The 26,330-nt window shown below is 27.9% G+C and carries 24 protein-coding genes, 3 tRNA genes and 1 riboswitch; of the genes, 22 read left to right on the plus strand and 5 right to left on the minus strand.

Annotation, left to right across the window (positions count from 1 at the left end):
• Positions 1-41: 41 nt before the first annotated feature.
• From J2Z25_RS05495 to J2Z25_RS05550, 12 genes are all read left to right on the plus strand, one after another.
• On the plus strand, positions 42-959 hold the full coding sequence (locus tag J2Z25_RS05495; RefSeq protein ID WP_008676793.1) for a carbohydrate ABC transporter permease: 918 nt from the start codon (positions 42-44) through the stop codon (positions 957-959).
• A 1-nt stretch (position 960) separates the two neighbouring features.
• Positions 961-1,854 (plus strand): sugar ABC transporter permease, encoded by an 894-nt coding sequence (locus J2Z25_RS05500; protein WP_008676794.1) that lies wholly within the window; start codon positions 961-963, stop codon positions 1,852-1,854.
• Positions 1,855-1,949: 95 nt separating this feature from the next.
• On the plus strand, positions 1,950-2,969 hold the full coding sequence (locus J2Z25_RS05505; protein WP_035285589.1) for a LacI family DNA-binding transcriptional regulator: 1,020 nt from the start codon (positions 1,950-1,952) through the stop codon (positions 2,967-2,969).
• Positions 2,970-3,189: 220 nt separating this feature from the next.
• A complete protein-coding gene (malQ, locus tag J2Z25_RS05510) occupies positions 3,190-4,671 on the plus strand; it encodes a 4-alpha-glucanotransferase (protein ID WP_209739003.1) in 1,482 nt (493 codons plus the stop codon).
• Positions 4,672-4,804: 133 nt separating this feature from the next.
• Positions 4,805-5,101 carry a DUF503 domain-containing protein gene (locus tag J2Z25_RS05515; protein ID WP_008676801.1) on the plus strand — a complete coding sequence of 99 codons (297 nt, stop codon included), beginning with the start codon at positions 4,805-4,807 and terminating at the stop codon, positions 5,099-5,101.
• A gap of 94 nt (positions 5,102-5,195) precedes the next feature.
• Positions 5,196-5,344: riboswitch (SAM riboswitch) on the plus strand.
• A 93-nt stretch (positions 5,345-5,437) separates the two neighbouring features.
• The gene (locus tag J2Z25_RS05520) at positions 5,438-6,475 is read left to right on the plus strand and encodes a methionine ABC transporter ATP-binding protein (RefSeq protein ID WP_209739005.1); all 1,038 of its coding nucleotides are present in this window, start codon (positions 5,438-5,440) and stop codon (positions 6,473-6,475) included.
• Positions 6,475-7,113 (plus strand): methionine ABC transporter permease, encoded by a 639-nt coding sequence (locus J2Z25_RS05525; RefSeq protein WP_008676803.1) that lies wholly within the window; start codon positions 6,475-6,477, stop codon positions 7,111-7,113. Before J2Z25_RS05520 ends, J2Z25_RS05525 begins: the two co-directional genes overlap by 1 nt.
• Before the next feature lie 136 nt (positions 7,114-7,249).
• Positions 7,250-8,083: a MetQ/NlpA family ABC transporter substrate-binding protein gene (locus J2Z25_RS05530; protein WP_209739011.1), complete on the plus strand. Its 834-nt coding sequence runs from the start codon at positions 7,250-7,252 to the stop codon at positions 8,081-8,083.
• Between the two features lie 158 nt (positions 8,084-8,241).
• Positions 8,242-9,138: a serine hydrolase gene (locus tag J2Z25_RS05535; RefSeq protein WP_209739013.1), complete on the plus strand. Its 897-nt coding sequence runs from the start codon at positions 8,242-8,244 to the stop codon at positions 9,136-9,138.
• An 11-nt stretch (positions 9,139-9,149) separates the two neighbouring features.
• Positions 9,150-10,343 (plus strand): alanyl-tRNA editing protein, encoded by a 1,194-nt coding sequence (locus J2Z25_RS05540; protein ID WP_209739015.1) that lies wholly within the window; start codon positions 9,150-9,152, stop codon positions 10,341-10,343.
• A gap of 224 nt (positions 10,344-10,567) precedes the next feature.
• Positions 10,568-11,281 carry an N-acetylmuramoyl-L-alanine amidase gene (locus tag J2Z25_RS05545; protein ID WP_209739018.1) on the plus strand — a complete coding sequence of 238 codons (714 nt, stop codon included), beginning with the start codon at positions 10,568-10,570 and terminating at the stop codon, positions 11,279-11,281.
• A gap of 355 nt (positions 11,282-11,636) precedes the next feature.
• The gene (locus J2Z25_RS05550) at positions 11,637-12,167 is read left to right on the plus strand and encodes a helix-turn-helix domain-containing protein (protein WP_209739021.1); all 531 of its coding nucleotides are present in this window, start codon (positions 11,637-11,639) and stop codon (positions 12,165-12,167) included.
• A gap of 84 nt (positions 12,168-12,251) precedes the next feature.
• Here J2Z25_RS05550 and J2Z25_RS05555 read toward each other — a convergent pair whose 3' ends face one another.
• Positions 12,252-14,015, minus strand: a complete 1,764-nt coding sequence (locus J2Z25_RS05555) for an ATP-dependent metallopeptidase FtsH/Yme1/Tma family protein (RefSeq protein ID WP_209739023.1) — start codon at positions 14,013-14,015, stop codon at positions 12,252-12,254.
• 224 nt (positions 14,016-14,239) lie between these two features.
• Here J2Z25_RS05555 and J2Z25_RS05560 point away from each other — a divergent pair, with 224 nt between their 5' ends.
• The 6 genes from J2Z25_RS05560 (at position 14,240) to J2Z25_RS05585 (ending at position 19,789) form a co-directional block, all read left to right on the plus strand.
• Positions 14,240-14,683, plus strand: coding sequence for a hypothetical protein (locus J2Z25_RS05560; RefSeq protein WP_209739025.1), 444 nt, complete (start codon positions 14,240-14,242; stop codon positions 14,681-14,683).
• A gap of 25 nt (positions 14,684-14,708) precedes the next feature.
• A complete protein-coding gene (locus J2Z25_RS05565) occupies positions 14,709-15,665 on the plus strand; it encodes a YkvA family protein (protein WP_209739027.1) in 957 nt (318 codons plus the stop codon).
• Positions 15,666-15,696: 31 nt separating this feature from the next.
• Positions 15,697-16,647 (plus strand): ribonuclease H1 domain-containing protein, encoded by a 951-nt coding sequence (locus J2Z25_RS05570; RefSeq protein ID WP_209739029.1) that lies wholly within the window; start codon positions 15,697-15,699, stop codon positions 16,645-16,647.
• 88 nt (positions 16,648-16,735) lie between these two features.
• Positions 16,736-16,909 carry a hypothetical protein gene (locus J2Z25_RS05575; RefSeq protein WP_008676820.1) on the plus strand — a complete coding sequence of 58 codons (174 nt, stop codon included), beginning with the start codon at positions 16,736-16,738 and terminating at the stop codon, positions 16,907-16,909.
• A gap of 301 nt (positions 16,910-17,210) precedes the next feature.
• A complete protein-coding gene (locus J2Z25_RS05580; RefSeq protein ID WP_209739032.1) occupies positions 17,211-18,512 on the plus strand; it encodes a helix-turn-helix domain-containing protein in 1,302 nt (433 codons plus the stop codon).
• Between the two features lie 17 nt (positions 18,513-18,529).
• Positions 18,530-19,789 (plus strand): helix-turn-helix domain-containing protein, encoded by a 1,260-nt coding sequence (locus J2Z25_RS05585; protein ID WP_209739034.1) that lies wholly within the window; start codon positions 18,530-18,532, stop codon positions 19,787-19,789.
• 371 nt (positions 19,790-20,160) lie between these two features.
• On the opposite strand, the gene J2Z25_RS05590 is transcribed toward J2Z25_RS05585, so the two are convergent.
• Entirely contained in the window at positions 20,161-22,227 is a 2,067-nt protein-coding gene (locus J2Z25_RS05590; protein WP_008676826.1) for a helix-turn-helix domain-containing protein, read from the minus strand.
• Between the two features lie 178 nt (positions 22,228-22,405).
• Here J2Z25_RS05590 and clpB point away from each other — a divergent pair, with 178 nt between their 5' ends.
• The 4 genes from clpB to J2Z25_RS05610 all read left to right on the plus strand — a co-directional run bounded on the left by clpB (position 22,406) and on the right by J2Z25_RS05610 (position 25,608).
• Positions 22,406-25,000: an ATP-dependent chaperone ClpB gene (gene clpB, locus J2Z25_RS05595; RefSeq protein ID WP_209739037.1), complete on the plus strand. Its 2,595-nt coding sequence runs from the start codon at positions 22,406-22,408 to the stop codon at positions 24,998-25,000.
• A gap of 341 nt (positions 25,001-25,341) precedes the next feature.
• Positions 25,342-25,418, plus strand: a tRNA-Arg gene (locus J2Z25_RS05600).
• 6 nt (positions 25,419-25,424) lie between these two features.
• Positions 25,425-25,500, plus strand: a tRNA-Lys gene (locus J2Z25_RS05605).
• 33 nt (positions 25,501-25,533) lie between these two features.
• A tRNA-Gly gene (locus J2Z25_RS05610) sits at positions 25,534-25,608 on the plus strand.
• Between the two features lie 43 nt (positions 25,609-25,651).
• Here J2Z25_RS05610 and J2Z25_RS05615 read toward each other — a convergent pair.
• The 3 genes from J2Z25_RS05615 to J2Z25_RS05625 are packed head-to-tail and all read right to left on the minus strand — an operon-like array spanning position 25,652 to position 26,289.
• Complete coding sequence (locus tag J2Z25_RS05615) at positions 25,652-25,834, minus strand: alpha/beta-type small acid-soluble spore protein (protein WP_008676830.1); 183 nt, start codon at positions 25,832-25,834, stop codon at positions 25,652-25,654.
• A 39-nt stretch (positions 25,835-25,873) separates the two neighbouring features.
• Positions 25,874-26,062 (minus strand): alpha/beta-type small acid-soluble spore protein, encoded by a 189-nt coding sequence (locus J2Z25_RS05620; protein ID WP_008676832.1) that lies wholly within the window; start codon positions 26,060-26,062, stop codon positions 25,874-25,876.
• Positions 26,063-26,100: 38 nt separating this feature from the next.
• Positions 26,101-26,289: an alpha/beta-type small acid-soluble spore protein gene (locus J2Z25_RS05625; RefSeq protein WP_008676833.1), complete on the minus strand. Its 189-nt coding sequence runs from the start codon at positions 26,287-26,289 to the stop codon at positions 26,101-26,103.
• Between the last annotated feature and the right edge of the window lie 41 nt (positions 26,290-26,330).

The raw sequence follows: 26,330 nt of genomic DNA on the forward strand, positions 1-26,330 counted from the left end.
GGTTTTTACCTATCTCTATATAAAATAAAGGGGGATTTTAAATGGGCATGAAGAGTAAAAGTCGTAAAGCTTACTATTTCTTAGCACCAGCACTTATTTCAATATGTATATTTACACTATTTCCAGTAATATCAACAGTATACTATGCTTTTACTGATTATACTCAGTTTTCAAAGGGTGAAATTAATTTCGTAGGTTTTTCTAATTTTATAGAAGTTTTAGCAGGCCCTTTTAAGGAAACATTTTTACCTGTATTTGCATGGACTTTAATTTTTGCAATAATATCAACACTTGGATGCTTTATATTAGGATTAGTAATAGCATTAGTTTTAAATAATCCTAACATTAAAGAAAGAGGATTTTACAAAGGAATATTAATACTTCCTTGGGCACTACCAGCATCAGTTGCAATCCTATCATTTCAAGGTTTATTTAATGGTAGTTATGGACAAATAAATAATTTATTAATGCAATTACACTTAATTCAAGAGCCTATAAAGTGGTTAACAGATCCTAACTTGGCAAGAATGAGTATTTTAATGGTTAATATATGGCTAGGATTCCCTTATATGATGAATGTTTGCTTAGGTTCATTAGCTGCAATACCTGAAGTTTACTATGAAGCAGCAATGGTGGATGGAGCAACTAAGTGGAAACAATTTACGAATATTACTTTACCTTCAATAGCTAAAACAGCTTATCCACTTATAATATCATCATTTGCATTTAACTTTAATAACTTTGGATCAGCTTATTTAATTACAGGTGGTAATCCTCCAAGGTTAAATACTCAGTTTGCAGGATATACAGATATATTAGCATCAGTAAATTATAAACTTTCAATGCAATTTGGAAGATTTGAGATTGCTTCTGCTCTTAGCATAATAATATTTATAATAATTGCAACAATTTCATTTGCACAAATGAAGGCATCTGGCCAATTTGAGGAGGTTGATTAATATGCAAACAGAGGTAAATTTAAAAAGTATTTCAAGAAAAAAAGAAAATATAGTATATAAAAAGAAATTAAGACCTGATGAAGTAAGGACAGCTTGGTTTGGAAGAGTATTTATATGGATAATGATATTAATAACATTATTTCCTATAGTAGCTGTAATTTCTGCATCAATGGCAAAAGGAAATGCATTTACTCAGACATCATTCTTTCCAACAGAATGGACTTTAGAGAACTATAGAAAGGTATTTGAAAAGACTAACTTTTTATTATGGATAAAAAATTCATTGATTATTTGTACAAGTGTTGCAGTTCTTCAATTAGTATTATCAGTTCCAGCAGCCTTTGCATTTTCTAAGCTAAGATTTTGGGGAAGAAAAAATGGACTTATGAGTTTATTAATTCTTCAAATGTTCCCAGCTGCTATGGCTTTACCAGCAATAATGGGTATAGTTTTCACATATAATTTAACTAATAAGCCATTGGTATTAATATTAATATTAGCTGGTGGAAGTGCATATAATATCTGGCTTTTAAAAGGAGCAGTAGATGGTATTCCAGATGAATTGGTTGAAGCAGCTTATATAGATGGAGCATCAACTTGGAAGGTATTTTCAGTAATAATATTACCTTTACTAAGAAATATGTTAATAGTTATATTCCTATTTGCATTTATAGGAGCTTATAGTGAATTTATGTTTACTTCAGCAATATTAAAGAATGCAGATGTACAAACACTTGTAACTGGATTACAAAAATTTATTAAGGATCAATTTTCTGCAAACTGGACTATGTATTCAGCAGCAGCAGTAATGGCAGCTACACCAATTGTAGTTATATTTTCACTTTTACAAAAATATATAGCAGGTGGATTAGTTTCCGGATCAGTGAAAGAATAATGATTTTACCCTTGAATTAAATCTTATGATATAATTAATGTAGAAATTAATGGAAACGATACCGAATAATTTGTCGAAACTTGGAGGGAGTTATGATAAACATAAGAGATATTGCAAGAATTGCTGGGGTAGGTGTTAGTACAGTTTCAAGAGTTATAAATAATCATCCAGATGTAAAAGAGCAAACTAGAGAAAGAGTGTTAGAGGTAATAAGAGAAAATAATTATATACCTAATAATAGTGCTAGAAATCTTAAAAAAAATAATACAAATAATATAGGTGTATTAATAAAAGGGGTTTTTAATCCATTCTTCTCAGAAATGTTAGACTCAATAAGTAAAAGAATTTCTAAAGCAGGATATTCTATGATTCTAGAGCACCATGATTACTTAAGTGATGATGAAATGAATAATTTAATATCCATGATAAAGGAAAAGAGGTTACAGGGTGTAATTTGCTTAGGAGGAAACTTTACTGACGTAAAAAATGATGATTTTAATGCTATAGATGTACCAGTTGTATTGACTTCAATAAATCATAAATATGGGAAAGAGTTTTCAAATTTTTCATCAGTGTCTATAGATAACGAAAAATCTGCTTATTCAGCTACACAATATTTAATAAATTGCGGGCATAAAAATATAGCTATAATGCTAGGAGATGAAAATGACTTTGGAATTGGATATCTAAGAGAAGCAGGTTATATAAAGGCATTAAATGAAAATAACATTGAGTTTAATAAAAATTATAAAATTCTAGGACATTATGATTATAGAGGAGCATATGAAGAAACAGATAAGCTACTGAAGAAGTATAAAGATATTACAGCTATATTTGCTATATCAGATATAATGGCTGTAGGATGTGCAAAGGCCATAAAGGATAATGGGTTAGAAGTAGGAAAAGATGTTGCTGTAATTGGATTTGATGGTATGGATATTAGTGAGTTTTACAGCCCTACAATTACAACAATTATACAACCTAAAGTAGAAATGGCAAAGATAAGTGTAGATTTATTATTGGATTTAATAGCTAATAAAACTGATAATAAGCACGTTATTCTTAATACAGAACTAGTAGAAAGAGAATCAACAAATTTTGAAATAAGCAAATAAAAATCAATCTATTCATGATAGTATGAATTATTTCTATCATGAATAGATTATAAACAATATAGATTTAAAATAAATTGTTAACAGCTCTCAGGAATATAAATAAAACTCTCTTATGTATTAATATAATAAATTAATAATTTATTATAAGTAACTTTCAAAATAGAATAAGAATAATAATTATAATATAGAAATAGGTTTTATGAGAAATGAGGTAAAATTTATGAAAAGAAGTAGTGGCATATTGATGCATATTTCATCATTACCAGGTAAGTATGGAATAGGTACATTTGGAATGGAAGCGTTTGCCTTTGTAGATTTTTTAAAAAAGAGCGGACAAAGGTATTGGCAAATACTACCTTTAGGGCAAACTAGTTACGGAGATTCACCATATCAATGCTTTTCAGCATTTGCCGGTAATCCATATTTTATAGATTTTGAATTGTTAGAAAAAGATAGCTTATTAGCTAAAGAAGATTATTCAACTTTAGATTATGGATTAGATGAAAATTGTGTAGATTATGCAAAATTATTTATAAATAAAAATAAGGTATTAAGAATTGCGCATGAAAATTCTAAAAATAAATATGATAAAGAAATAAATAAATTTATAGAAGAAAATAATTTTTGGTTAAAAGACTATGCTTTATATATGGCAGTTAAGAATCATTTTAATTTAGTTAGTTGGCAAAATTGGGATGATGATATAAGACTTAGAAAAAAAGAAGCTATAGATTCTTATAAAACATTATTGAAGAATGAAATTGATTTTTGGATATTTGTTCAATATATGTTCTTTAAGCAATGGTATAGTTTAAAAAAATATGCTAATGATAATGGAATTGAAATAATAGGAGATATTCCAATTTATGTAGCAGAAGATAGTGCAGATATATGGAGTAATCCTGAATACTTTAATGTTGATGAGAATATGGTGCCAATAACAGTAGCAGGATGTCCGCCAGACACATTTTCAGCAACAGGTCAGCTTTGGGGAAATCCTATATATAATTGGGATAACTTAGATAAGGATGGCTATAGTTGGTGGATAGATAGAGTTAGGGAAAGCTTTAAGCTATATGATGTAGTAAGAATAGATCACTTTAGAGGATTTGAAGCATATTGGGAGATACCTTATGGAAATGAGACTGCAGAATTTGGACAGTGGACAAAGGGACCTGGAATAAAGTTATTCAATGCAATAAAAGATAAACTTGGGGATGTTAATATAATAGCAGAGGATTTAGGGATGATGACTGACGAAGTTATAGAACTTAGAGATACAACAGGTTTCCCAGGAATGAAAATATTGCAGTTTGGATTTGGAGAGGGAGATAGCAGAGATTTACCTCATAATTACCCAGTTAATTGTGTAGCCTATACAGGAACTCATGATAATGATACTGTTTGTGGATGGTATAATGTTACAGGAAGCAAGAAAGAAATAGAAAAAGCAAAGAGGTATTTAAATTTAACTTATGAAGAAGGAATTTCAAGAGGATTAATAAGAGGCGTTTGGGGAAGTCCAGCTTACTTAGCCATAACAACTATGCAAGATTTCTTGGGATTAGGTAATGATGCAAGAATGAATATGCCTTCTACTTTAGGTGGTAATTGGGTATGGAGAGCTTCATCAGAAGCTTTTGATGATAAACTAGCAAAAGAAATTTATGATTTAACAAAATTATATGGCAGAATAAAATAAATTTGGTTAGGTTATTAAAATAATCCCCTATAAAAATTATAAATAAAGCTCATAGAGAATATTCTCTATGAGCTTTATTCATAATAATGTTAAGATATATAATATCTAAAAATTGTAGTGTAGGTGGTTTAAGATGAAAGTTCTAGTAATGAGTATAAAACTAAGAGCAAGCTGGGTACATTCTTTAAAAGAAAAGAGGATGGTAGTTAAAAGCATAATTCAAAAGTTAAAAAATAAATTTAATATTTCGGTAAATGAAGTAGAAGATCAAGATATTCATCAAAGTATAGTAATTGCTATTTCATCAATATGTTCAAGTAGTTCTCAGGTAGATTCTACAATGGAAAATATTATTAACTTTATTGAGTTAAACACAGATGCAGAGCTTATTAACATAGAAAAGGATGTTATAATGTTTAAGTTTTTATAAAAATAAATACATAAAATTTAAATTATTGGGTTGACAATCTAATCCAATAAATGTATATTAATATCAATAGAAAAATTAAATAATTTGATTACGTTTCTTATCAAGAGTGGTGGAGGGACTGGCCCTGTGAAACCCAGCAACCTGTAATAGGATTAAATGATAAGTCTAATTTGTATTAGATAAAATTTTATTCTTATTAAGTTTGGTGCTAAATCCTGCAGCTTTTTAGCTGATAGATGAGAGAATAAATTAATAATGTGAATTTACGCGCACTAGAGATTTATTCTCCAGTGCGTTTTTTATTTTGCTTTAGTTTCTTAAAAGGGGGAATGGCTTGTGATTAAAATTAATAACTTAAGTAAAAGATTTAATGATGTTGAAGTTATAAAGGGAGTTTCACTTAGGATAGAAGAAGGAGAAATATACGGAATTATAGGACATAGTGGAGCAGGAAAATCTACATTACTTAGATGCATAAATGGTTTAGAAGACTATGAAGATGGATCAATTACAGTGATGGGAAGAGAAGTGAAAAATTTAAGTGGATATGAGCTTAGGGAATTTAGAAAAAAGTTAGGAATGATATTCCAAGGATTCAATTTATTAAGTAGAAAAACAGTATCTGAAAATATAGCATTACCATTGGAAGTATGGGGATATGAAGAAGAGTATAAAGAATATAAGCTTGAAAATAAAGAAAAAGGAGTAAAGTTATATAGTTACAAGAAATTTAAAAAAGAGAAAATAAAAGAAAGAGTTACTGAGCTTTTAAACTTAGTAGGCCTTTCAGAAAAAGCAGATGTAAAACCATCAAGCTTAAGTGGTGGACAAAAGCAAAGAGTAGCAATAGCAAGGGCTTTAGCATTAGAACCTAAAATTTTACTTTGTGATGAAGCTACATCAGCTTTAGATCCTAAAATAACAAAAGATATATTAGCACTTTTATCAAAGATAAATAAAGAATTAGGTATAACAATTGTTATTGTTACCCACCAAATGGAAGTAGTTAAAGAGGTTTGTGAAAAAGTTGCATTAATAGAAGGGGGCATTTTAAAAGCAGAAGGCAATTCAGAAGACTTATTCTTAAAACCAGGACTTTCCCTTAAGAAATTTTTAGGGGATCAAGATGATGAGCTACTACCAACAACAGGGATTAACATAAAACTATTTTTCCCAAGTACATCATCAGAAAATGCTATTATTACAAAAATGGCTAGAGAGTTAAATTTAGATTTTTCAATAGTTTGGGGCAAATTAGAGAAATTTAGAGAGGATGTACTTGGAAATTTAGTAATAAATGTAGAGGTAAAGGATAAAGAAAAAGTAATAGAATATTTAGAAAGTAAAAATGTGGTATTGGAGGTGCTTAATTAATGTCAGAAATATTAATACCAGCGTTTAATAAAACAATTGCCATGGTTTTTTTCTCAACATTATTTTCGCTTATATTAGGATTTATACCAGCAATTATATTAGTAGTTACAGCTCCAAATGGATTAAATCCTAACAAAATTATATACAGAGTTTTAGATACAATAATTAATATATTAAGAGGGTTTCCATTTTTGATTTTAATGGTAGCAATAATACCATTTACAAAGTTAATAGTAGGAAAATCAATTGGCACACCAGCAGCTATAGTTCCTTTAACAATAGCAGCAGCGCCTTTTGTAGCAAGAATAATAGAATCATCTTTAAAAGAAGTAGATCCAGGAGTTGTGGAAGCTGCCAAATCATTTGGGGCATCTAATACACAAATAATTTTTAAAGTTATGTTAAAAGAAGCAGTGCCTTCAATAATATCAGGATTAACATTAACCATAATAAGTATAATAGGATATTCAGCTATGGCTGGAACAGTAGGTGGTGGTGGTCTTGGTGATGTAGCAATAAGATATGGTTATCAAAGATATCAAACAGATGTTATGATTGTCACAGTAATAATTCTAATAATAATCGTACAAGCGTTACAGTCACTAGGAAATTATCTATATAAAAAACTATCAAAATAAAGTATACAAAAATTAAATTAAAATATAGAAGATAAATGTATGAAAGACATTTAACTAAAAGAACTCTGAAAGAGTTATATCCTAAATTATCAATTGTCAATTATGCATTATCAATTATTTCGAGGGGGTTAAAGAAATGAAAAGAAAATCAATTTTATCATTATTATTAACAGGGGCTTTAGCAATAAGCTTAATAGGTTGTGGAAATACAAATAAGGAAGCTGAAACAGGATCAAAGGGTGAAGATAAAACAATAACAATAGGTGTTACTCCAGTTCCTCATAAGGAAATAGTAGAAGAAATAAAGCCTGATCTTGAAGCAGAAGGATATACAGTTAAAATAGTAGAGTTTACAGATTATGTAACACCTAACACATCTCTAGCAGAAGGAGAGCTAGATGCAAATTATTTTCAAACAGTTGCATATTTAAATGAAACTAATGAAGGAAAAGGCTTAGACTTAACTTATACAAAAGGTATTCATTTAGAGCCACTAGGAGTTTATTCTTCAACTATTAAAAGCTTAGATGAATTAAAAGAAGGAGCAACAGTTGCAGTGCCAAATGATCCATCAAATGAAGCAAGAGCTTTAAGAGTACTAGAGGGTGCAGGATTAATAAAATTAAAAGAAGGGGAATTAGTTACACCAAAGGATATTACAGAAAATCCTAAGAATCTTAAATTTGAAGAGCTTGAAGCAGCTCAATTACCAAGGGTTTTAGAAGAAGTGGGTATTGCTGTTATTAATGGAAACTATGCACTTGAAGCTGGATTAAATCCAGCTGAAAATGCTTTATATTTAGAAGATGCTACTAAAGAAGCTTCTAAAAAATATCATAATGTATTAGCGGTGAAAAAAGGAAATGAGGATAGTGAAAAAATTAAGGCTTTAACTAATGCTTTAACATCAGATAAAGTTAAGAAATTCATTGAAGAGAAGTATAATGGATCAGTAATTCCAACTTTCTAGAAAGTAAGTAGGATATAAAATATAGACTGTAAAGAGTGAGTAAAAAATAATTTTTTACTTACTCTTTTCTTTTGTATTTAGAATTATAAAGATTCATTTATGGTATAATAATTATAAAAATATAACTAAAATAAAATGCTTTGAAGCAGGAGATATAAATGAAAAAAGTATATATCGTATTAATTGTTGTGCTTATATTATCTTTTCAAGGGTGTGCCCAAAAAGAGGAAGTCAAAGAGATTGAAAAAAGTAATGCTAAAACAAATAGTATAATAGATAAAAAGGTAGATGAAATAGCAGGAGATTATAAGGATAATATGTCTATATACTATAAAAATCTAAATACAGATGATGAATATATATTAAATACAGATAAATATTATATAGCAGCAAGTACAACAAAGATACCTTTATGTATGATGATTTTAGATCAAGTTTTTGAAGGAGCAATATCTTTAGAAGATACTATTTATTATGAAGAGTTAGATAGTGAAGGTGGAAGTGGCGTTTTATATTATTTACAGGAAATTCCTAATATAACTGTTGAAGAAGCTATTTATTTATCTATAGTTGAGTCGGATAATATTACTAAAAATATGCTTCATAGAATAAGTAAAATATCATTAACGGACTATTTAAGAGATATAATGGAAGATGATAGTATTCCTTATGAGAATTATATTACAGCAAGGCATCTATATAAGGTATTAGAAAGACTATATGAAAATCCAGATAATAACCCTTATTATGAAAAGCTTATAGAATATATGAAAGAAACTGTATTTCATGATAGATTAGATAAATACTTACCTTATGACATAGTTGCTCATAAGATAGGAGATTATTATAGATATGCCCATGACTGTGGAATTATATATGCTAAAGATCCTTATATAATAGTAGTATTGACAAAGGACATAGGTGATTTAAGTGATGAGCCTTATGAAAATGGAAGCGAAGATGAGAGATATCTTTTAGATTGGGGTAATGAGGCATATGAAATGATAGCAAATATATCAAAAGAAATATATTTAATTGGTGAGGAAGATTATTAATAGGTGAAAAAATGGAGAAGTTATATTACATAGATCAATATTTAAAAGAATTTGAAGCAAAAGTTACAGATATAAAAGAAATAGATAATAAATTTCATATATTATTAGATAAAACAGCATTTTTTCCAGGCGGGGGAGGTCAAGCTTGTGATTTAGGCGAGCTAAATGGAATAAATGTATTAGATGTGTATGAAGAAAATGGGAAAATATATCATGTTGTTTCTCATGATATAGCAGACTCAATTAGTGTTAAATGTAAATTAGATTGGGATAGAAGAGAAGATGGAATGCATCAGCATTTAGCTCAACACGTATTATCAGGATGTTTTTTTAAGCTTTTTAATTGTAACACAGTAAGTATACATTTAGGAAAAGATATTAGCACAGTAGATATTATTGGGCATTTGACTGAAGAGCAAGTGAGAAGAACTGAAAAAATGGCAAATGATATAATAAGAGAAAATATTTTAGTAGAGAGTTTTGTACCTAATGAAAAAGAACTAGAAAATATGAATTTAAGAAGAGATTTACCAAATACTGAGGAAGAAATAAGAGTTGTTAAAATTGGAGATTTGGATATAAATGCATGCTGTGGAGTTCATCCAAAGAGAACATTAGATTTGAAGCTAATTAAGATTAAAAAGTATGAAAAGAATAAAAATAATACTAGAATAGAGTTTTTATCAGGAGAAAGGGCAGTAAAAGATTCTTTATATAAAGATAAAATGCTAAAAGAAATATGTAATTATTTAAGTAGCAATGAAGAAGAAGCATTAAATAGTATAAAAAACTTAAAAAGTAATATAGATGCTTTAAGTAACGAGAAAAGAAAGTTAGAAGAAGAGCTTATAAACTATGAAATAGAAAATATACTTTCTAATTCAAGTAAAGAAAATGATTTGACAATCATAACAAAGATATTTAATGAAAGAAGCATTGATTATATAAGAAAATTAGCTAATAAAATAGGTGATAGAAGTAATATTATTTGCTTATTTGCTACTATAAATAATAATAAGACCAATATATTATTTTCATGCTCTAAAGATTTGGAACAAGTTAATATGGGGAAACTATTAAAGGAAACTATTAAAGAGATAAATGGAAAAGGTGGAGGAAGCAAAATATTGGCACAGGGATCAGGAGAAAATATAGAGATTGAAAAATATCTTAATAATATAAAAAATAAAATAAAAGAAAATTAGATTTAGTAGAAAGCTACTCCTAGATTTTAAAGTTTGGAGTGGCTTTTATATTTTGCAAGTAATTAATGAAATTATTAAGACTATAAGGCGAGTAATTTTTATATTTGTCAAAATTGAAGAGATAGAAATTAATTTTGTAACCAAGTATTGAAATCATAAGTATACTAAATTATGAAATAATACAATATCTGTATTTTTATATACAGATAATAGGAGGGACAGAATTGGCAAAATGGGTACTAGATGCAGCACATGGTGGCAATGACCCAGGGGCAATAGGGAAACATGGTAGAAGAGAAGCTGATATAGTCTTAGAAGCAGTATATGAAGCTAAAAGGTTGTTAGAAAGAAATGGAGAAATAGTATTACTGACTAGAGCATCAGATGTAAATATAGATGCAAAAGACAGAGTAAATATAGCAAATAACTGGAATGCAGATTATTTTGTTAGCTTCCATATGAATTCCTTTGTTGATGACTTTATAAAAGGAAGCGAAATAGTAATCTTTGAAAAAGGAAGTAAATCAGAAGATTTAGCAAAATTTATAAAAGATGAACTATTAGCAAATTTAAAATCTAATGATAGGGGAATAAAAGAAGCAAGTTATACTGTTTTAAGAGAAACTAATATGCCAGCAGTCATCATTGAAGCAGAATTTATATCTAACGAAGACATAGAGAAAAACTTTAGTAGTATTAAATATGGGTACATGGTAGCTAAAGCTTGCTTAGCTATGGTTGATAAGGTTTTAATTGATATTCCAATAAAAAAACCTAAAACGCCAACAAGAGAGGGTTGGAGAATTTGTTTAGGATACTATCGAGATTATGAAGAAGCGGAAGAAGAATTGATTAAATTAAATAAGAATGGGCTTAAGGGAGCTTACATTGTTCCATACCCTGATAGTAATAGGAAGAATGAAAAAATGACAGAATGAAAAAATTAAGGGGAAAATATTCTAAGGTAATAAAATCAATAGTTTAAAAGGCGATAGGAGAATATATTATTTAAAGAATATCTTTTAGGTGATAAAATAAATAATTCAAAGGGGAGTCGCGAAACGCGACTCCCCTTTATAAGAGTAAGAGAATAACTTTTTAAAATAATGAACCTTACTTAAAATTGAATGAATTAAATTTAGAAACTAAGTAATATTGCTTAGTTTTTTTATTTGTAATAAGTTTGATTTTTTAGGAACATTTCTAAAAAAATATGATATAATATAATTAAGTAGTAAAAAATATTTTAGTAATAAACAAATATAGATTAATAAAATAAAAGGGGAAATGAAAATGAATTATTTAGATTTATATTTACAAAGGAATAATAGTAAGAGATATGATATATATAAAAAGACTGGAGTTAGTCAACAATTACTTTCAACTCATACAAATAAGAAAATAGAAAAGTATTCTAATAAGATAATAATGGCTTTAGCTGAAGCTTTAAATAAAACTCCAGGTACTGTATTGGATGAACTTATAGCTTTAGAAAAGGAAAATCCAGCATTTGAAGCATTTAATCCATCGGAATTATTAATTGGATTAGAATATAAATACGATATTATAATTATAAAAGGAGCTTATTGTAATGAAATATATAAGCTAATGAAAGGACAACTTTCAGAAACCGAAAGTATGGGATTTGAGCTAGGTAGTGCTGGAGGCGCAACTGTTCTTGCTTATGCAATTAATATGGTTAGAGACTTGTTTAGTAATTCAGATAAGGTTCAAAAAGAAATAGAAAGAAAAATAATATCATACAAATTAGTAGAAGCAAGCCAAGAACAATTAATTTTAAAATTAAAACAGCTTGACTATTAAAAAATGAAAAGTAGAAATCAAGAAAATAATGAGGGATAGTCAATAGGGTTGTTTTTATACAAACTAATGACTATCCCTTAAAATCTAAAAATTTTCGGTACTTAATTTTTTATTAAATATACTGTATATTTCTTTTTCATCTAATGTTTCTTCATCTATAAGATTCATGGCTATTTTATTTAGAATTTCTTTATTTTCTTTAAGTAATTCTAAAGTTTCTTCATATAGAGAATTTACAAGTTCTCTACATTCTTCAACTACTGGATTTCCATAGCTATTTGAAAGTGGACCAAGGCTAGATAGTTTTAATAGACCTAATGTTTTTCCCATACCGTACTCTGAAATCATGGACATTGCCATTTCAGTTGTTTGACTTAGGTCACCTTGAGCTCCAGTTGAAATTTTATCTTGTCCAAATATAATTTCTTCTGCGGCTCTTCCGCCAAGGAGTACCATGATTCTATTTTTCAGATAGTCTAATCTTTGATAAGAACTATCTTTAGGTATAGTTAATGTATATCCTCCAGCACCCTTAGTTGTTGGAATAATAGTTATTTTTGAAACTTTATCTTCAGGTGTTTTTATTAATGAAACAAGAGCATGTCCAGCTTCGTGGTATGAAGTTAATAGCATATCTTCTTCAAGATAATGGCTTCTTTCTTTCTTCTCATAACCAGCAAGAACAATAGAATATGCTTTGTTTATATGATCTTGTGTCAGTAACCTAGAATTTTCTTTAGCTGCAATAATTGCAGCTTCATTAATTAAATTTTCTAATTTTGCACCTGAAAAATAAGCTGTCTTTTTAGCTATATCTTTTAAGTCAAGATTATTGTAAGGCTTATTTTCTAAATGCAATGATATTATTTTTTCTCTTGCACTTATATCAGGTAACGAAACTTCTATATGTCTATCAAATCTACCAGGTCTTAATAAAGCTGAATCAAGAGTATCTAATCTATTAGTTGCAGCTATAACAACTATTCCTTCTTGTTCACCAAAGCCTGACATTTCAGTTAATAGAGCATTTAAAGTTTGATCTCTTTCATCATTTCCACTAGAAGCGCTTGAACCACCTCTTTTTTTGCCTATTGCATCTATTTCATCTATAAATATAACAGCTTTACCTTGAGCTTTTGCCTTTTTAAATAAATTTCTAATCCTAGCAGCTCCAACCCCTACATAAACTTGTACGAAGTCTGATCCACTTAATGCGTAGAATGGAACTTTAGCTTCACCTGCTACTGCTTTAGCAAGTAATGTTTTACCTGTACCTGGAGAACCATAAAGGATAACTCCTTTAGGCATTCTAGCACCATAATCTTTATACTTTTGAGGATTTTTAAGGAAATCTACTATATCCATAAGACTTTCTTTTGCTTCTTCATTACCAGCTACATAGTCAAAGTTTAGAGCATTTTGATCTTCTGAAAAATCTTTAACATCTAAATTAGTCATACTTGATGTTCCAAGTTTTCTTTTATTAATAGTTACAAAAACAATTGAAATAATTGATATTAAAAGAATACTTGAAGCAACTGTTTTTGTAGGACTTGTACTATTTTGATCTAGTACTTCTATATTATTTTTTAATAACTCCTCTTTCAAAGTAGGACTATCAGGATTGTTTGTTGAATATTTTGATCCGTCTTTTAAGAATACAGTTAAATTAGAGTTATTATTAACAATAACCTTAGAAATATTATTACTAGTTATATCTTCTAAAAAATTTGAATATTGTTTATTATGGTTAGCTTTGGAGCCAAAACTTATGTATCCTAAAACTAATGTAGATATAATAGCAGTAACTATTGGTATCCAAATTATATTTTTCTTTATTTTGTTCATCATTACCTCCTAAATAGAAGATGAATTTTTAAGAATATTGTAACATTTTAAAATATTTAGTCTACTTAAAATCATATATTTTTCCAATGTAAGTATTGGTGTATTTGTAAAATTAAAAAGATATCTTTTAAAACTATTACAAATGGAGTATACTTTAAGTTAAATAACTGACTAGTTAGACTAATATCTTTAAAAAGTAATATAGCAAGGAGAGATTTGAAAAAATGCTTAGCTCAACTGTATTAATGGCAGAAGATATTATTGAGATAATTAATTTAAAAGGAGAAGAAAAAGGAATAGAGGTAACCCATGTAGAAATTACTAATGGAATAGAGTTCATGGGGAAAATTAGGTCAAAAATAAACTCAACTTTTAGGGGCGTTGTATATATAAAAAGCTTTTCTGAAAATAAAATAATATTAGAAACTCAAAAGTTAAATATAACTAGCTTAGGGTTATTAAAAGGAGCAAGTAATATAATATTAAAAGCTGTTGTCAAAATGCTTGGAGAAGATTATATAAATATAAAAGATAATAATATAATCATTGATTTAGCAAAGATAAATAGTGAAGCTATTTTATATAATACATCTATAAGTGATGTATATATTAAGGACAAGGCTTTATATATAATTGGGACAAACTTAGACATGTACTTAAATGCATAAATAACTTGTATAATAGGAGGTAATTATGAATATATCAGGGGTAAAGGTTTCATTAACAGGAGAAGACTTATTAAGTATTATAAATGATTTCGTAAAGGTAGAAGGATTAAATTTAGCTAAGATTGAAATCGGTGAGGAAATAAAATTATTTGGGAGTTACGTTAAAGGCTTTAAAATAGATTTTATTGCTGGGTTAAGAGTTAAAAGAGTTGAAAATGGAGTTATTCATGGAGAAGTTTCTTCATTTAAAATAGCAAAAATTAAGGTGTTCTCTTTATTTAGAAAAATGGCATTAAAATATACTCTTAAATCATTAGAAGAAAAGGGTATAAACTATGAAGATGGAAAAGTTGTTATAAATTTAAAAAGTTTATTAAGAGATGTACCATATGTAGATTTAGATATTGCAGATATACATATTAAGCAAAATATATTAAATGTAGATGTAACAAATATAAATATTTCTTTAGAGGGGGCAATAACAAAAGAAGAGCCAGAAGCTATTGAGGCTGAAGAGGTTATTGAAGAAATTAATGAAAACATAGAAAAGGTTAAAGACTGTTATAGTAATGGAAGAGGGTATTTAGAAAATAAGTTACCTCAAAAAATAAAGACTTATAGTGATTATTTATTTATAATACCTGATATGGCTGCTTTATTATATAGACTATTAAAAGATAAGAGAGTACCAGTAAGTACTAAGTTAATAATATCAGGAGCAATTGCATATATTGCATTTCCAACGGATATAATACCAGATAATATTCCTTTCATAGGAAAAGTGGATGAGATAGCAGTGGCGTTTTTTGCACTTGATAGGATTATTGCTGATGTTTCAATTAATGTAATATTGGAAAATTGGGAAGGAAAAAATGATATTGTTTTGGTTATTAAAAATATAATAGAATATGTTACTAACTTTACTGGTGCAAGAAATGTGGAAAAAGTTTATAATTTTGTGGAAGAAGTCATGTCATTATAAAAAATTATTTATATATTAAGGAGCATAGAGTATGGGCAAAAAAGTTTATGCAATAAAAGAAGGATTTAATTTTACTACTAATGAAAAGGTAGAAAATATAATCGTTAATACATGGGCCGAATGTTTGAAATATGTAAAGGGTGTTAAAGGGGCAAAATATAAGAGCTTTGAAGATATAAATGAAGCTAAAAAGTTCCTAGAAGAAGGTAGCAAGCTATTAAAAAAGGGAATAGATAAATACCCAGAAGATTGTTTGCATATATATGTTGATGGGAGCTATAGCATAAGTACTGAAAAGTATTCTTATGGATTAGTTGCTGTCAGAGATAATATTGTAGAATATATAGAATCTTCAGCTGCAAAGGATAATACTAAAAGTAATATTAGACAAATTGCAGGAGAGTTGGAAGCGGCAATAAAAGGCGTCGAATATGCAATAAGAAATAATGATAAGAAAGTGGTTATATTCCACGATTATGAAGGTATTGCACATCATGCTACTGGATTTTGGGAAAGAAGAGAAGAGTCATCTATTAATTACTATAATAAAATGAATGAATTAATTAAAAGTGGAATAGAAGTTATTTTTGTAAAAGTTGATAGCCATACAGGAGATTTATTTAATGAAATTGCTGATGAAAAATGCAAGCAAGAGTTATCAATTGTTTCAGATAGGGTAGTTGATAAATGGCTAGATAAAAATGAATTATATGTAGCTAGTAACAAAATTAAAAAAGAAATTTTAGAAATTGTTAATGGAAAAGAAGGTAAAATAATAGTTGTAGGAAATAGTGAAGAGGATGTAGCTATAGCACTTGATTCATGTAATAGTGAAGGTTCTACTAATGAAAATTGTACTAATGGAGAAAATGAAAGTATAAAGATAATAGATCAGTTAAATATATTTATGAAAAAAATATCTTTAGAAAATCAATTAGATGTATTAAAATATGCGGAGTATTTATATAATAAACAAAAATAATATAGATTCCATAATTTTCATAGAGTAAAGATAATAATATTACTAATAATAAATATATCTAATCAAAATATTTATAGAGGTGATTATTATGGCAAAGATGATGAGAAGTATGGCAGCTGGTGCAATGCTAGGAATGGCAGTAAGCGCTATGGTTTTACCACAACTAGATAGAAGAACACAAAAGAATATAAAAAGAGCTAGTAAGAGAGCAATGCATATGGCTGGCGATGCATATGAAACAATAATGGATTATATTAAGTAAAAGAGTAGTAAATCTACTCTTTTTTTGTTGTTATTATTAAAATAGTACTATAATCTATGCAATTTTAATAACAATATTTTGAATTTTTTATAGTATTTTAGATATATTTAATGATATAATAAATAAAAAATGAAAAAATATTCTAAATTTGATTATAAAATTTATAATTTGACGAAAAAAATCTAATTCGGAGAGTAGCTTATAACAATTACTATTTAAATTGGTTAAATTATGATATAATTGAATAAAAAACAAAAAATGAAAAAATATTAATTTATAGTAATGAAAAGGAAGAGTGTTGATGGAAATTCTTGCATTAGGGGAAAAAATAAAGAGGAAAAGAAAAGAATTAGATATGACTCTTAAAGATTTAGCTGGAGATAGGATAACCCCTGGACAAATAAGCTTAGTAGAATCAGGGAGATCTAATCCCTCTATGGATTTATTAGAATACTTAGCAGGTGCATTACAAACCTCAGTTGAGTATTTAATGGAGTCAGAAGAAACTCAGGCTGAAAAAATTAGTATTTATTATGAACAAGTTGCTGAATCCTATATTTTATCAGGAGATTATATAACAGGAGAAAAGTACATAGAAAATGCTTTATATTATGTAGAGAAATATAATTTAGAATATAGAAAGGCAAAAATACTATATCTAAGAGCTCAAATATACATGGCTAAGGACGAATTAACTTTAGCACAGCAATTTTTCTTATCATCAAACGTAATATTTATTAAGAATAATAATTATGAAGAAATTATAAATACCTTTTTGAATTTGGGTAAAATAACATTAATGTTGAAAGCATATCATTCTGCAAATAGTTATTTAAGACAAGCTGAAAAGGTCTACTTAGATAATAGTATTGGAAATGATTCATTACTTGGAGAGATATACTACTATATGGCGAGATCTTATTTTAAAACTGAAGATATTGGAAAGGCCATAGATTATTCATTTTTGGCAAAAAGTAAATTTGAGCAAGTTCACAATAGAGAAGAATATGCGAAAACTTTACTATTAATATCTGAAGAATATAATAAAAAGGGAGATTTAACTAATGCCATTAAATATTCTCAAAAAACTTTAGAAGTATATAAAGAGTTAGATGAATTGAATAATATATCTGAAATAGAGAATAATTTAGGTAAGTTATTTTATGAATTTGAAAATATAGAAGAATCTTTTAAACATTATGAAATATCTAAAGATATAAGAATGAGAAGAAAAGACTACAAAATAGTTGATACTCTAATAAATATATGCGAGAACTATATTAAGTTAAAGAATATTTCTAAGTGTGAGGAAGTTCTAGAAGAAATTGCTTCATATATAGAAGAAGATGATATGGAGAAATTAATAGATTTAAATATATTATGGTATCGAATTTATACAATAAAGGAAATGACTAAAGAAGCGGAATATATTTTATTAGATACCTATAAGTTATCTAGGTCGAGCAACTTAAAGAAGAAATCAGCTCAATTAGCAATTATGATAGGAAAATTTTATATAGATAATAAAAGAGATTTTGAAGCAGCTAAATATTTAGATGAAGGAGTTAATATTTTTAAGGAAATAGGAATACTTAAAAATTAACTCAAGCGGGGGTTTAAATGGAAATATTATCAACTGGAGAAAAAATTAAAAGAGCAAGGGTATATCAAGGGATAACTTTAAAAGAATTATGTGGGGATAAAGTATCCATATCAAAAATGAGCTGCATTGAGAATGGAAAAATAAAGGCAGATAAAGATATTCTAGAGTATATATCTAATAAGCTTAAAATTGATTATGACTATTTAGTTAGAGATGTAGAAGAACAAATAGTTAGTAATCTTGAATTAATTAGAAATAATTCAATACCAGAAGATGAAATAGATGATGTAATAAACCATAACTTAAATTATGCTTTAGAATATTCCTATGATGATTTAGCTTTCGAACTTATGCATATACTGTTTAATTTTTATGTAGAGAGGAATAAGGTTGAAAATATACAAATCATAATATCTCAATATTATGATTTATATCAAAAAAATAATACTCGTGAGAATACAATAACTTACTACATAGATATGGCTACTTTTTTTTATAGTATTAAAGAGTACAATGAAGCAGTAAATTATTATAGTAGAGCAAGAGATCTGATAAAAGATTCTGAGAAGTTCGATAAAGAGAAATATTCATATATTTGCTATAAAGAAGGAAAATCTTATGAGAAATTAGGATTATTAGAAGAAACATATAGTTCTATAAAAGAGGCAATAGAGTACATAAATTATATAGATAATGATATGGAAAAGGGTGACATATATCATTGCTTTGCTTCTGTATGTATTAGATTAAAGAAAAATGATTCAGATAAATATATAAAATTAGCTTATAAATATCAAAAGAAAAATGTAATGATTTTGGCTTTATCAAAAGGAAAAAATGGAGAAAGCTATTTTTATGTAAATGAAAGAGAAAAGGCTATTAAGGAAATTAAAGAGGGAATAGATTTATTTCCACCTGATAATAAAGTGAAGTATGTTAAGTTTCTAAATAAATGTATAAGAACCCTTTATAATAATGAAGAGTATGATACAGCATATGAAATTACTGATACAACATTAAATTTGGCTATTGATACAAATGATATAGTATTAATAGAAGATGCTTATTATTTAAAAGGAATGATACTTCAAAAGAAGGGATTATATATTCAAGCAGAAATGTATATGAATTTATCTTTGGATTCTTTATTTAAGTTTGCAAATAAAGAAAAAAGGTATGAAAGATATTTGGACATGGCAGAAATGTATTATAAGTTAGGAGAGGTGAAAGACTCTTTAAAATATTTTACTTTAGCCATGAAAATGGAAAAAGAATAAATAAAAGGTATATTAGTACCTTTTATTTATTCTTTTTTATTTAAATATTAACTTTACTTATTAAAATGAATATAAAATTCAAAAACGATGTTCATTTCATGTATAGTTTATTTGGATGGATGTAAAATTGCTGTTAGCATACTTAATATTGAGTATTTTGATAATATACCAGGCATAAAGAATAAGCCTCTCATTAAATAATCAATCCTTTCTAAACTTTTTAGTTTATTATTATAATATAAATTATAGTTTAATATAAATATAAAAGCATTGACTTAAGTGTGGATATTTAAGTACATTTAGGTTATTAAAAGTTAAATGAGCAAATTAAAAAAGTACAAAGAAACCTTAAAATTTGGTTTCTTTGTACTTTATTTAATGTTTTTTATTAAAATTAGCTTAGCAGCATAACCTCTAAGTTCAGTAATTATATTCAATATTGTATTTTTCTTTGAATATTTAAATTCTATCTTAGGAAAAGATGCTTTGTGTAAAATTTCCTTTTCTTCTTTATTGAGTCTATCAGGAGAACCCATGGATAACCAATAGTTATAAGAAGAGCCAACTCTTTCACTAATTTCATAAGTAATTATTCTAGATGATTTTTTGATATTTTCAATATTTAAAGAAATTTTTCTTTTATAAATTTTTCTTTTACCACGTTTAGTAAATATATCTTCAAAGTTCTGCATATCATTTAATTCATCATTGTATGAGTATAATAAAATGCAATATTCATCATCTTTTTTAGTTACGATATAGCCATTTTCCATTGCAACTATCTCATTTCCTAATTTACTAAGAAGGTAGTATGCATAATAGGATGGTTTTCTAATTCCCATATCATTAACAAGACCAGGAGCACCTATAAATACTTCATTTGTCAAACTTATCTCTTTTTCTAAAACATCAAAAGCTCTTAAGAAACTTAGAGAGTTTTTATTAAAAAGAGTATTATGAATTATATATGGAAGCATGTAAGCAGTATCATAAATTTTATTTAAACTTTTATCACATATAAAGTCATTTTCAATAACATCTAAATTATATTCTTCATCTAAAAAAGATTTTAATGATTTTTTTATATCTTCAGATATAATTGGCGTAAATTGAAATTTAAATTCAGATACATCAATATAATCTATCTCTGAAAAATATTCAAAAAAACTAGTTAATACTTGCTTGTATTTATCAAAAGTAAAATTAGTATTGTCAATTAGTATAAGTGGCTTTAAACTTATATAATCTAAAAATTCTATTACACTTTTAGCTTTATTCCAATTATAAAAGTCAGCTTTAGGGAATACCCCCATATCACTATTAAACATATTTTCAAGCCTAACATAATTAAAATGAAGCTCCTCTTGAATTTCTTCAAGAATATCTTTATTATCTTCTAATAATAAATCAAAGGCATCATCTAAGTTTATAACTTCACTATAATCCTTGTTAAATTCTCCAAGGCTATCATCCATGTTTACATGAATTTTCCATAGTTTATTTTCATAATTAAATCGTTCATAATCATCTAATTCAGAAGATAAATATTCTAGAGCATCTTCAAGATTTAATATTTCTATGTTTTTAATTGCCTCTAGTTCTTTTTCAGTTAATTTATTCTTCTTTCTATATTGAAGTGGAGTACAACCATAATAATTTTTAAAGTTTTTATTTAAATATCTTACATGTGAAAATCCAACCTCATCTGATATATCCGAGATACTCAAATCACTATCCAATAAAAGTTTAACTGATTCCTCAACTCTAGTTTGATTAACTAAATCAGTGAAACTATAACCAGTTGCATATTTAATCTCATGAGATAGGTAATGAGGACTTAAAAATTCTTTTTTAGCAATTTCTTGTAAAGTAATATTACTATCATAATTATTGAATATATATTTAGATATTCTGTGATATCTAGCTAGTTGTTCAGTTTTCTCTTTTAATTCTTCTTTTTCATAAGTTAAGTAATGGAAGTTATTTATAAGATGATATAATAAATCTATTAAAATTGATTCAATTTCCTTATCATAATCATCAATCTTTTGGACAGCCTCACATAAAAGTTTAGCTAGAAAATTTCTGAGTAAATCATATTCTTCACCTTCTTGAGCTCCATCATCAGTAGAGTTTGTATAGAAAAATATATTGTTTATATCTTTATAGTATTTTTCAAAAAAGTATGGATCTATATGAAATATTAGCACTTTATTATCTTCATCACTGTAGATTCTGTGAGACTCATCAACATTTATTATTTCTAATTCCTTTTCAAGGACTTCAAAGGAATCAGTATCTATAGTAACATTAATACTTCCACGTAAGACATATAATATTTCAATTGAATTATGCCAATGTATAGGATATTCTCTTATATTTGCATAAGTTATTTTAATTGGAGTATCTGCAGGGTAACTCACATATTCTCTTCTCATAAAATCACCTCTTTTCTAATAAAAATAAGTTATAATTTAATTATAGTATATTTACAGATAAATAGAAAATTTTAAAAAAATAAAAATAAACTTTGACTTTCTTTGACTTTTGTATTATTATATGAATATAGGTTATATTAAATATGTTTAAATTAGTAAATATGAGGAGGAGTGAAGCATGAATATAGATAAAATGACATTAAGAGTACAAGAAGCATTAAATAATGCTAGCTTAGTAGCAGTTAAATATAATCATCAACAAGTAGAATTAATACATCTATTTTCCGCTTTAGTTGAGCAAGAGGATGGATTAATTCCAAATATATTAACTAAAATGGGGATAAGAGTTAAATCATTAGATGAAGATGTGAATAAAGTATTAGATAATAAGCCAAAAGTTTTAGGTGAAGGTGCTAACTCCTCTGGGGTTTATGCTACTAGGCAAATTGAAGAAGTCTTAGTTAAGGCTGAAGATATAGCTAAAAAATTTGAGGATTCTTATATAAGTGTAGAGCATTTAATGCTTGCATTAATTGAAGTAGATAAAAATGGAGAAGTTAAAAAATTATTAGATAAATATAATATAAATAAGAAGAATTTCATGGAAGTCCTAAAAGAAGTAAGAGGAAATCAAAGAGTAGAGACACAAGATCCAGAAGGAACATATGATGCATTAGGTAAATATGGAACCAATCTTACAGACCTAGCTAAAAAACATAAGCTTGATCCTGTTATAGGAAGAGATGATGAAATTAGAAGAACTATTAGAATACTTTCAAGAAGAACAAAAAATAATCCAGTATTAATTGGAGAACCAGGCGTTGGTAAGACTGCAATTGTAGAAGGATTGGCAGAAAGAATAGTTAGAGGGGATGTCCCAGAAGGGTTAAAAGATAAAGTGATTTTTTCATTAGATATGGGATCACTTATTGCTGGAGCTAAATATAGAGGTGAATTTGAAGAAAGATTAAAAGCTGTATTAAAAGAAGTTCAAAGTAGCGAAGGTAGAATAATCCTATTTATAGATGAAATTCATACTATAGTTGGTGCAGGAAAAACTGATGGAGCTATGGATGCAGGTAATTTAATAAAGCCACTACTAGCAAGAGGAGAGCTTCATTGTATAGGCGCTACAACTTTTGATGAATATAGACAATATATAGAAAAGGATAAAGCACTGGAAAGAAGATTCCAACCTGTAGTTGTAGAAGAACCTACAGTAGAAGATGCTATATCTATACTAAGAGGGTTAAAAGAAAGATTTGAAATTCATCATGGTGTAAGAATACATGATACTGCTTTAATAGCAGCAGCAAAACTATCTCATAGATATATTCAAGATAGATATTTACCAGATAAAGCTATAGATTTAATCGATGAAGCTGGTGCTATGATAAGAACAGAGATAGACTCATTACCAACAGAATTAGATAACATAAGAAGAAAGCAATTCCAATTAGAAATTGAAAAAGAGGCTTTAACTAAGGAAAGTGATGAAAGCTCTAAGAAAAAGCTAGTAGCATTAGAAAAAGAAATAGCAGAATTAAAAGCTAAAAATGATGAAATGACAGCAAAATTTGAAAAGGAAAAGGGAGCAATAGTTAAATTAAGAGATTTAAAATCTAAATTAGATGATGCAAGGGGAGATTTAGAGGCTGCTCAAAGAAATTATGACTATAACAAGGCAGCAGAAATTCAATATAGTGTAATTCCAGCATTAGAAGAAGAAATTAAACAAAAAGAAGTAGATGTAAAAGAAAACTATGAAGGAGCTCTTTTAAAAGAAGAAGTAACAGAAGAGGAAGTTTCAAAGATTCTTTCTAAGTGGACTGGAATTCCAGTTACTAATTTATTAGAAGGAGAAAGAGAAAAGCTTCTAAGATTAGAAAGTGAAATGCAAGGAAGAGTAATTGGCCAAGAAGAGGCTATAACAGCTGTTTCCAATGCGATATTAAGAGCAAGAGCAGGATTGAAAGATGTAAATAAGCCAATTGGTTCATTTATTTTCTTAGGTCCAACAGGAGTTGGTAAAACAGAACTTGCAAAAACTTTAGCAAGAAATTTATTTGATTCTGAAGAAAATATAATAAGAATTGATATGTCTGAGTATATGGAAAAGCATTCTGTATCTAGATTAGTTGGAGCGCCTCCAGGATATGTAGGATATGATGAAGGAGGTCAACTTACTGAAGCAGTAAGAAGGAATCCATATAGTGTAATATTATTTGATGAAATTGAAAAGGCACATGAAGATGTATTTAATATATTCTTACAAATCTTAGATGATGGTAGGTTAACAGATAATAAAGGTAAAACTGTTGATTTTAAAAATACAATAATAATTATGACATCAAATATAGGAAGTAGCTATCTTTTAGAAAATAAAAATGAAGATGTAGTTGACGATAATATAAGAGCTCAGGTTATGAATGAAATGAAGTTAAGATTTAAACCAGAGTTTTTAAATAGAGTAGATGATATAATTATGTTTAAGCCATTATCAGAAAATGGAATCAAGAAGATAATAGATATATTCTTAAAAGAAGTTTCAAGTAGATTAAAGGATAAAAATATTACTTTAGAAGTAACAGATGAAGCAAAGACAATTATGGCAAAAGAAGGTTATGATCCAGTATATGGAGCAAGACCTTTAAAGAGATATATACAAAATAGTCTAGAAAATAATTTAGCAAGAAAAATTATAAAAGGTGAAATTGGATATGGATCTAATGTAGTTGTTGATGCAAATGGAGAAGAAATAGTAATTAAGTGATAATATAAAGGCTAAGATAAATAGATATGTTCCTGTAGGATAATGGAAAAACTACTATGATAAGAGTTTTAGTTAACTCCATGTGCTCAGATAATTAAGTAACTCTGAGTCTTAGTAGTTCTTCCTTCAGCGAGTACTTTTAATTGCTCGCTACATGCTTACTACACATATCTATTTATCTTCGCCAACTTATATTTCTTATTTATAATAATGATGAAAAAATTTTTTAGTGAAAGAGTGAAAATTCACTTTGAACTATTCACTAAAAAATTGCAAAGTAATTAAAAAAGTTGTTGACAAAATCCGACCTTTTGCGTTATTATATACAACGTAGCAAATACGCGTGTTTAGCTCAGCTGGATAGAGCAACGCCCTTCTAAGGCGTGGGCCAGGAGTTCGAATCTCTTAACACGCACCAAGCTTTGGTTTACTAGCTCAATCGGTAGAGCACTTGACTTTTAATCAAGGTGTACCGGGTTCGATTCCCGGGTAAGCCACCACATTAAGTTCATTGATAAAATGAGCTTTTTTGTGCGGAAGTGGCTCAATGGTAGAGCGTCACCTTGCCAAGGTGAATGTTGCGGGTTCGAGTCCCGTCTTTCGCTCCATAAAAAAAGAGAAGTGTTGAACACTTCTCTTTTTTTATTTTAACTACTTAATTTTTGATTCGTATTGTTCAACCATTCTCTTAACCATTTCTCCACCAACGCTACCGCATTGTTTAGAAGTAAGGTTTCCATTATAGTCTGAGAAAGGTACTCCCATTTCATTAGCTACTTCATTTTTGAATTTAGCTAATCCTTGCTTAGCTTCTGGAACTAATTTTTGTGCCATAATAAATCCCTCCGTAATTCTATATTATAATAAAATATATTATTTAATTTTTGATTCGTATTGTTCAACCATTCTCTTAACCATTTCTCCACCAACGCTACCGCATTGTTTAGAAGTAAGGTCTCCATTATAGTCTGAGAAAGGTACTCCCATTTCGTTAGCTACTTCATTTTTGAATTTAGCTAATCCTTGTTTAGCTTCTGGAACTAGTTGTCTATTACTTGCCATAATAAATCCCTCCTTGCAAATATATCAGATTAAAGTTTTTACTTTAATCCAGATTCGTATTGTTCAACCATTCTCTTGACCATTTCTCCACCAACGCTACCGCATTGTTTAGAAGTAAGGTCTCCATTATAGTCTGAGAAAGGTACTCCCATTTCGTTAGCTACTTCATTTTTGAATTTAGCTAATCCTTGTTTAGCTTCTGGAATTAGTTGTCTATTACTTGCCATAATAAATCCCTCCTTGAAAACATATAAAACTTTTTATTAAG

Origin of the sequence: Clostridium tertium, assembly GCF_017873245.1 — a bacterium.
Taxonomy (GTDB): domain Bacteria; phylum Bacillota; class Clostridia; order Clostridiales; family Clostridiaceae; genus Clostridium; species Clostridium tertium.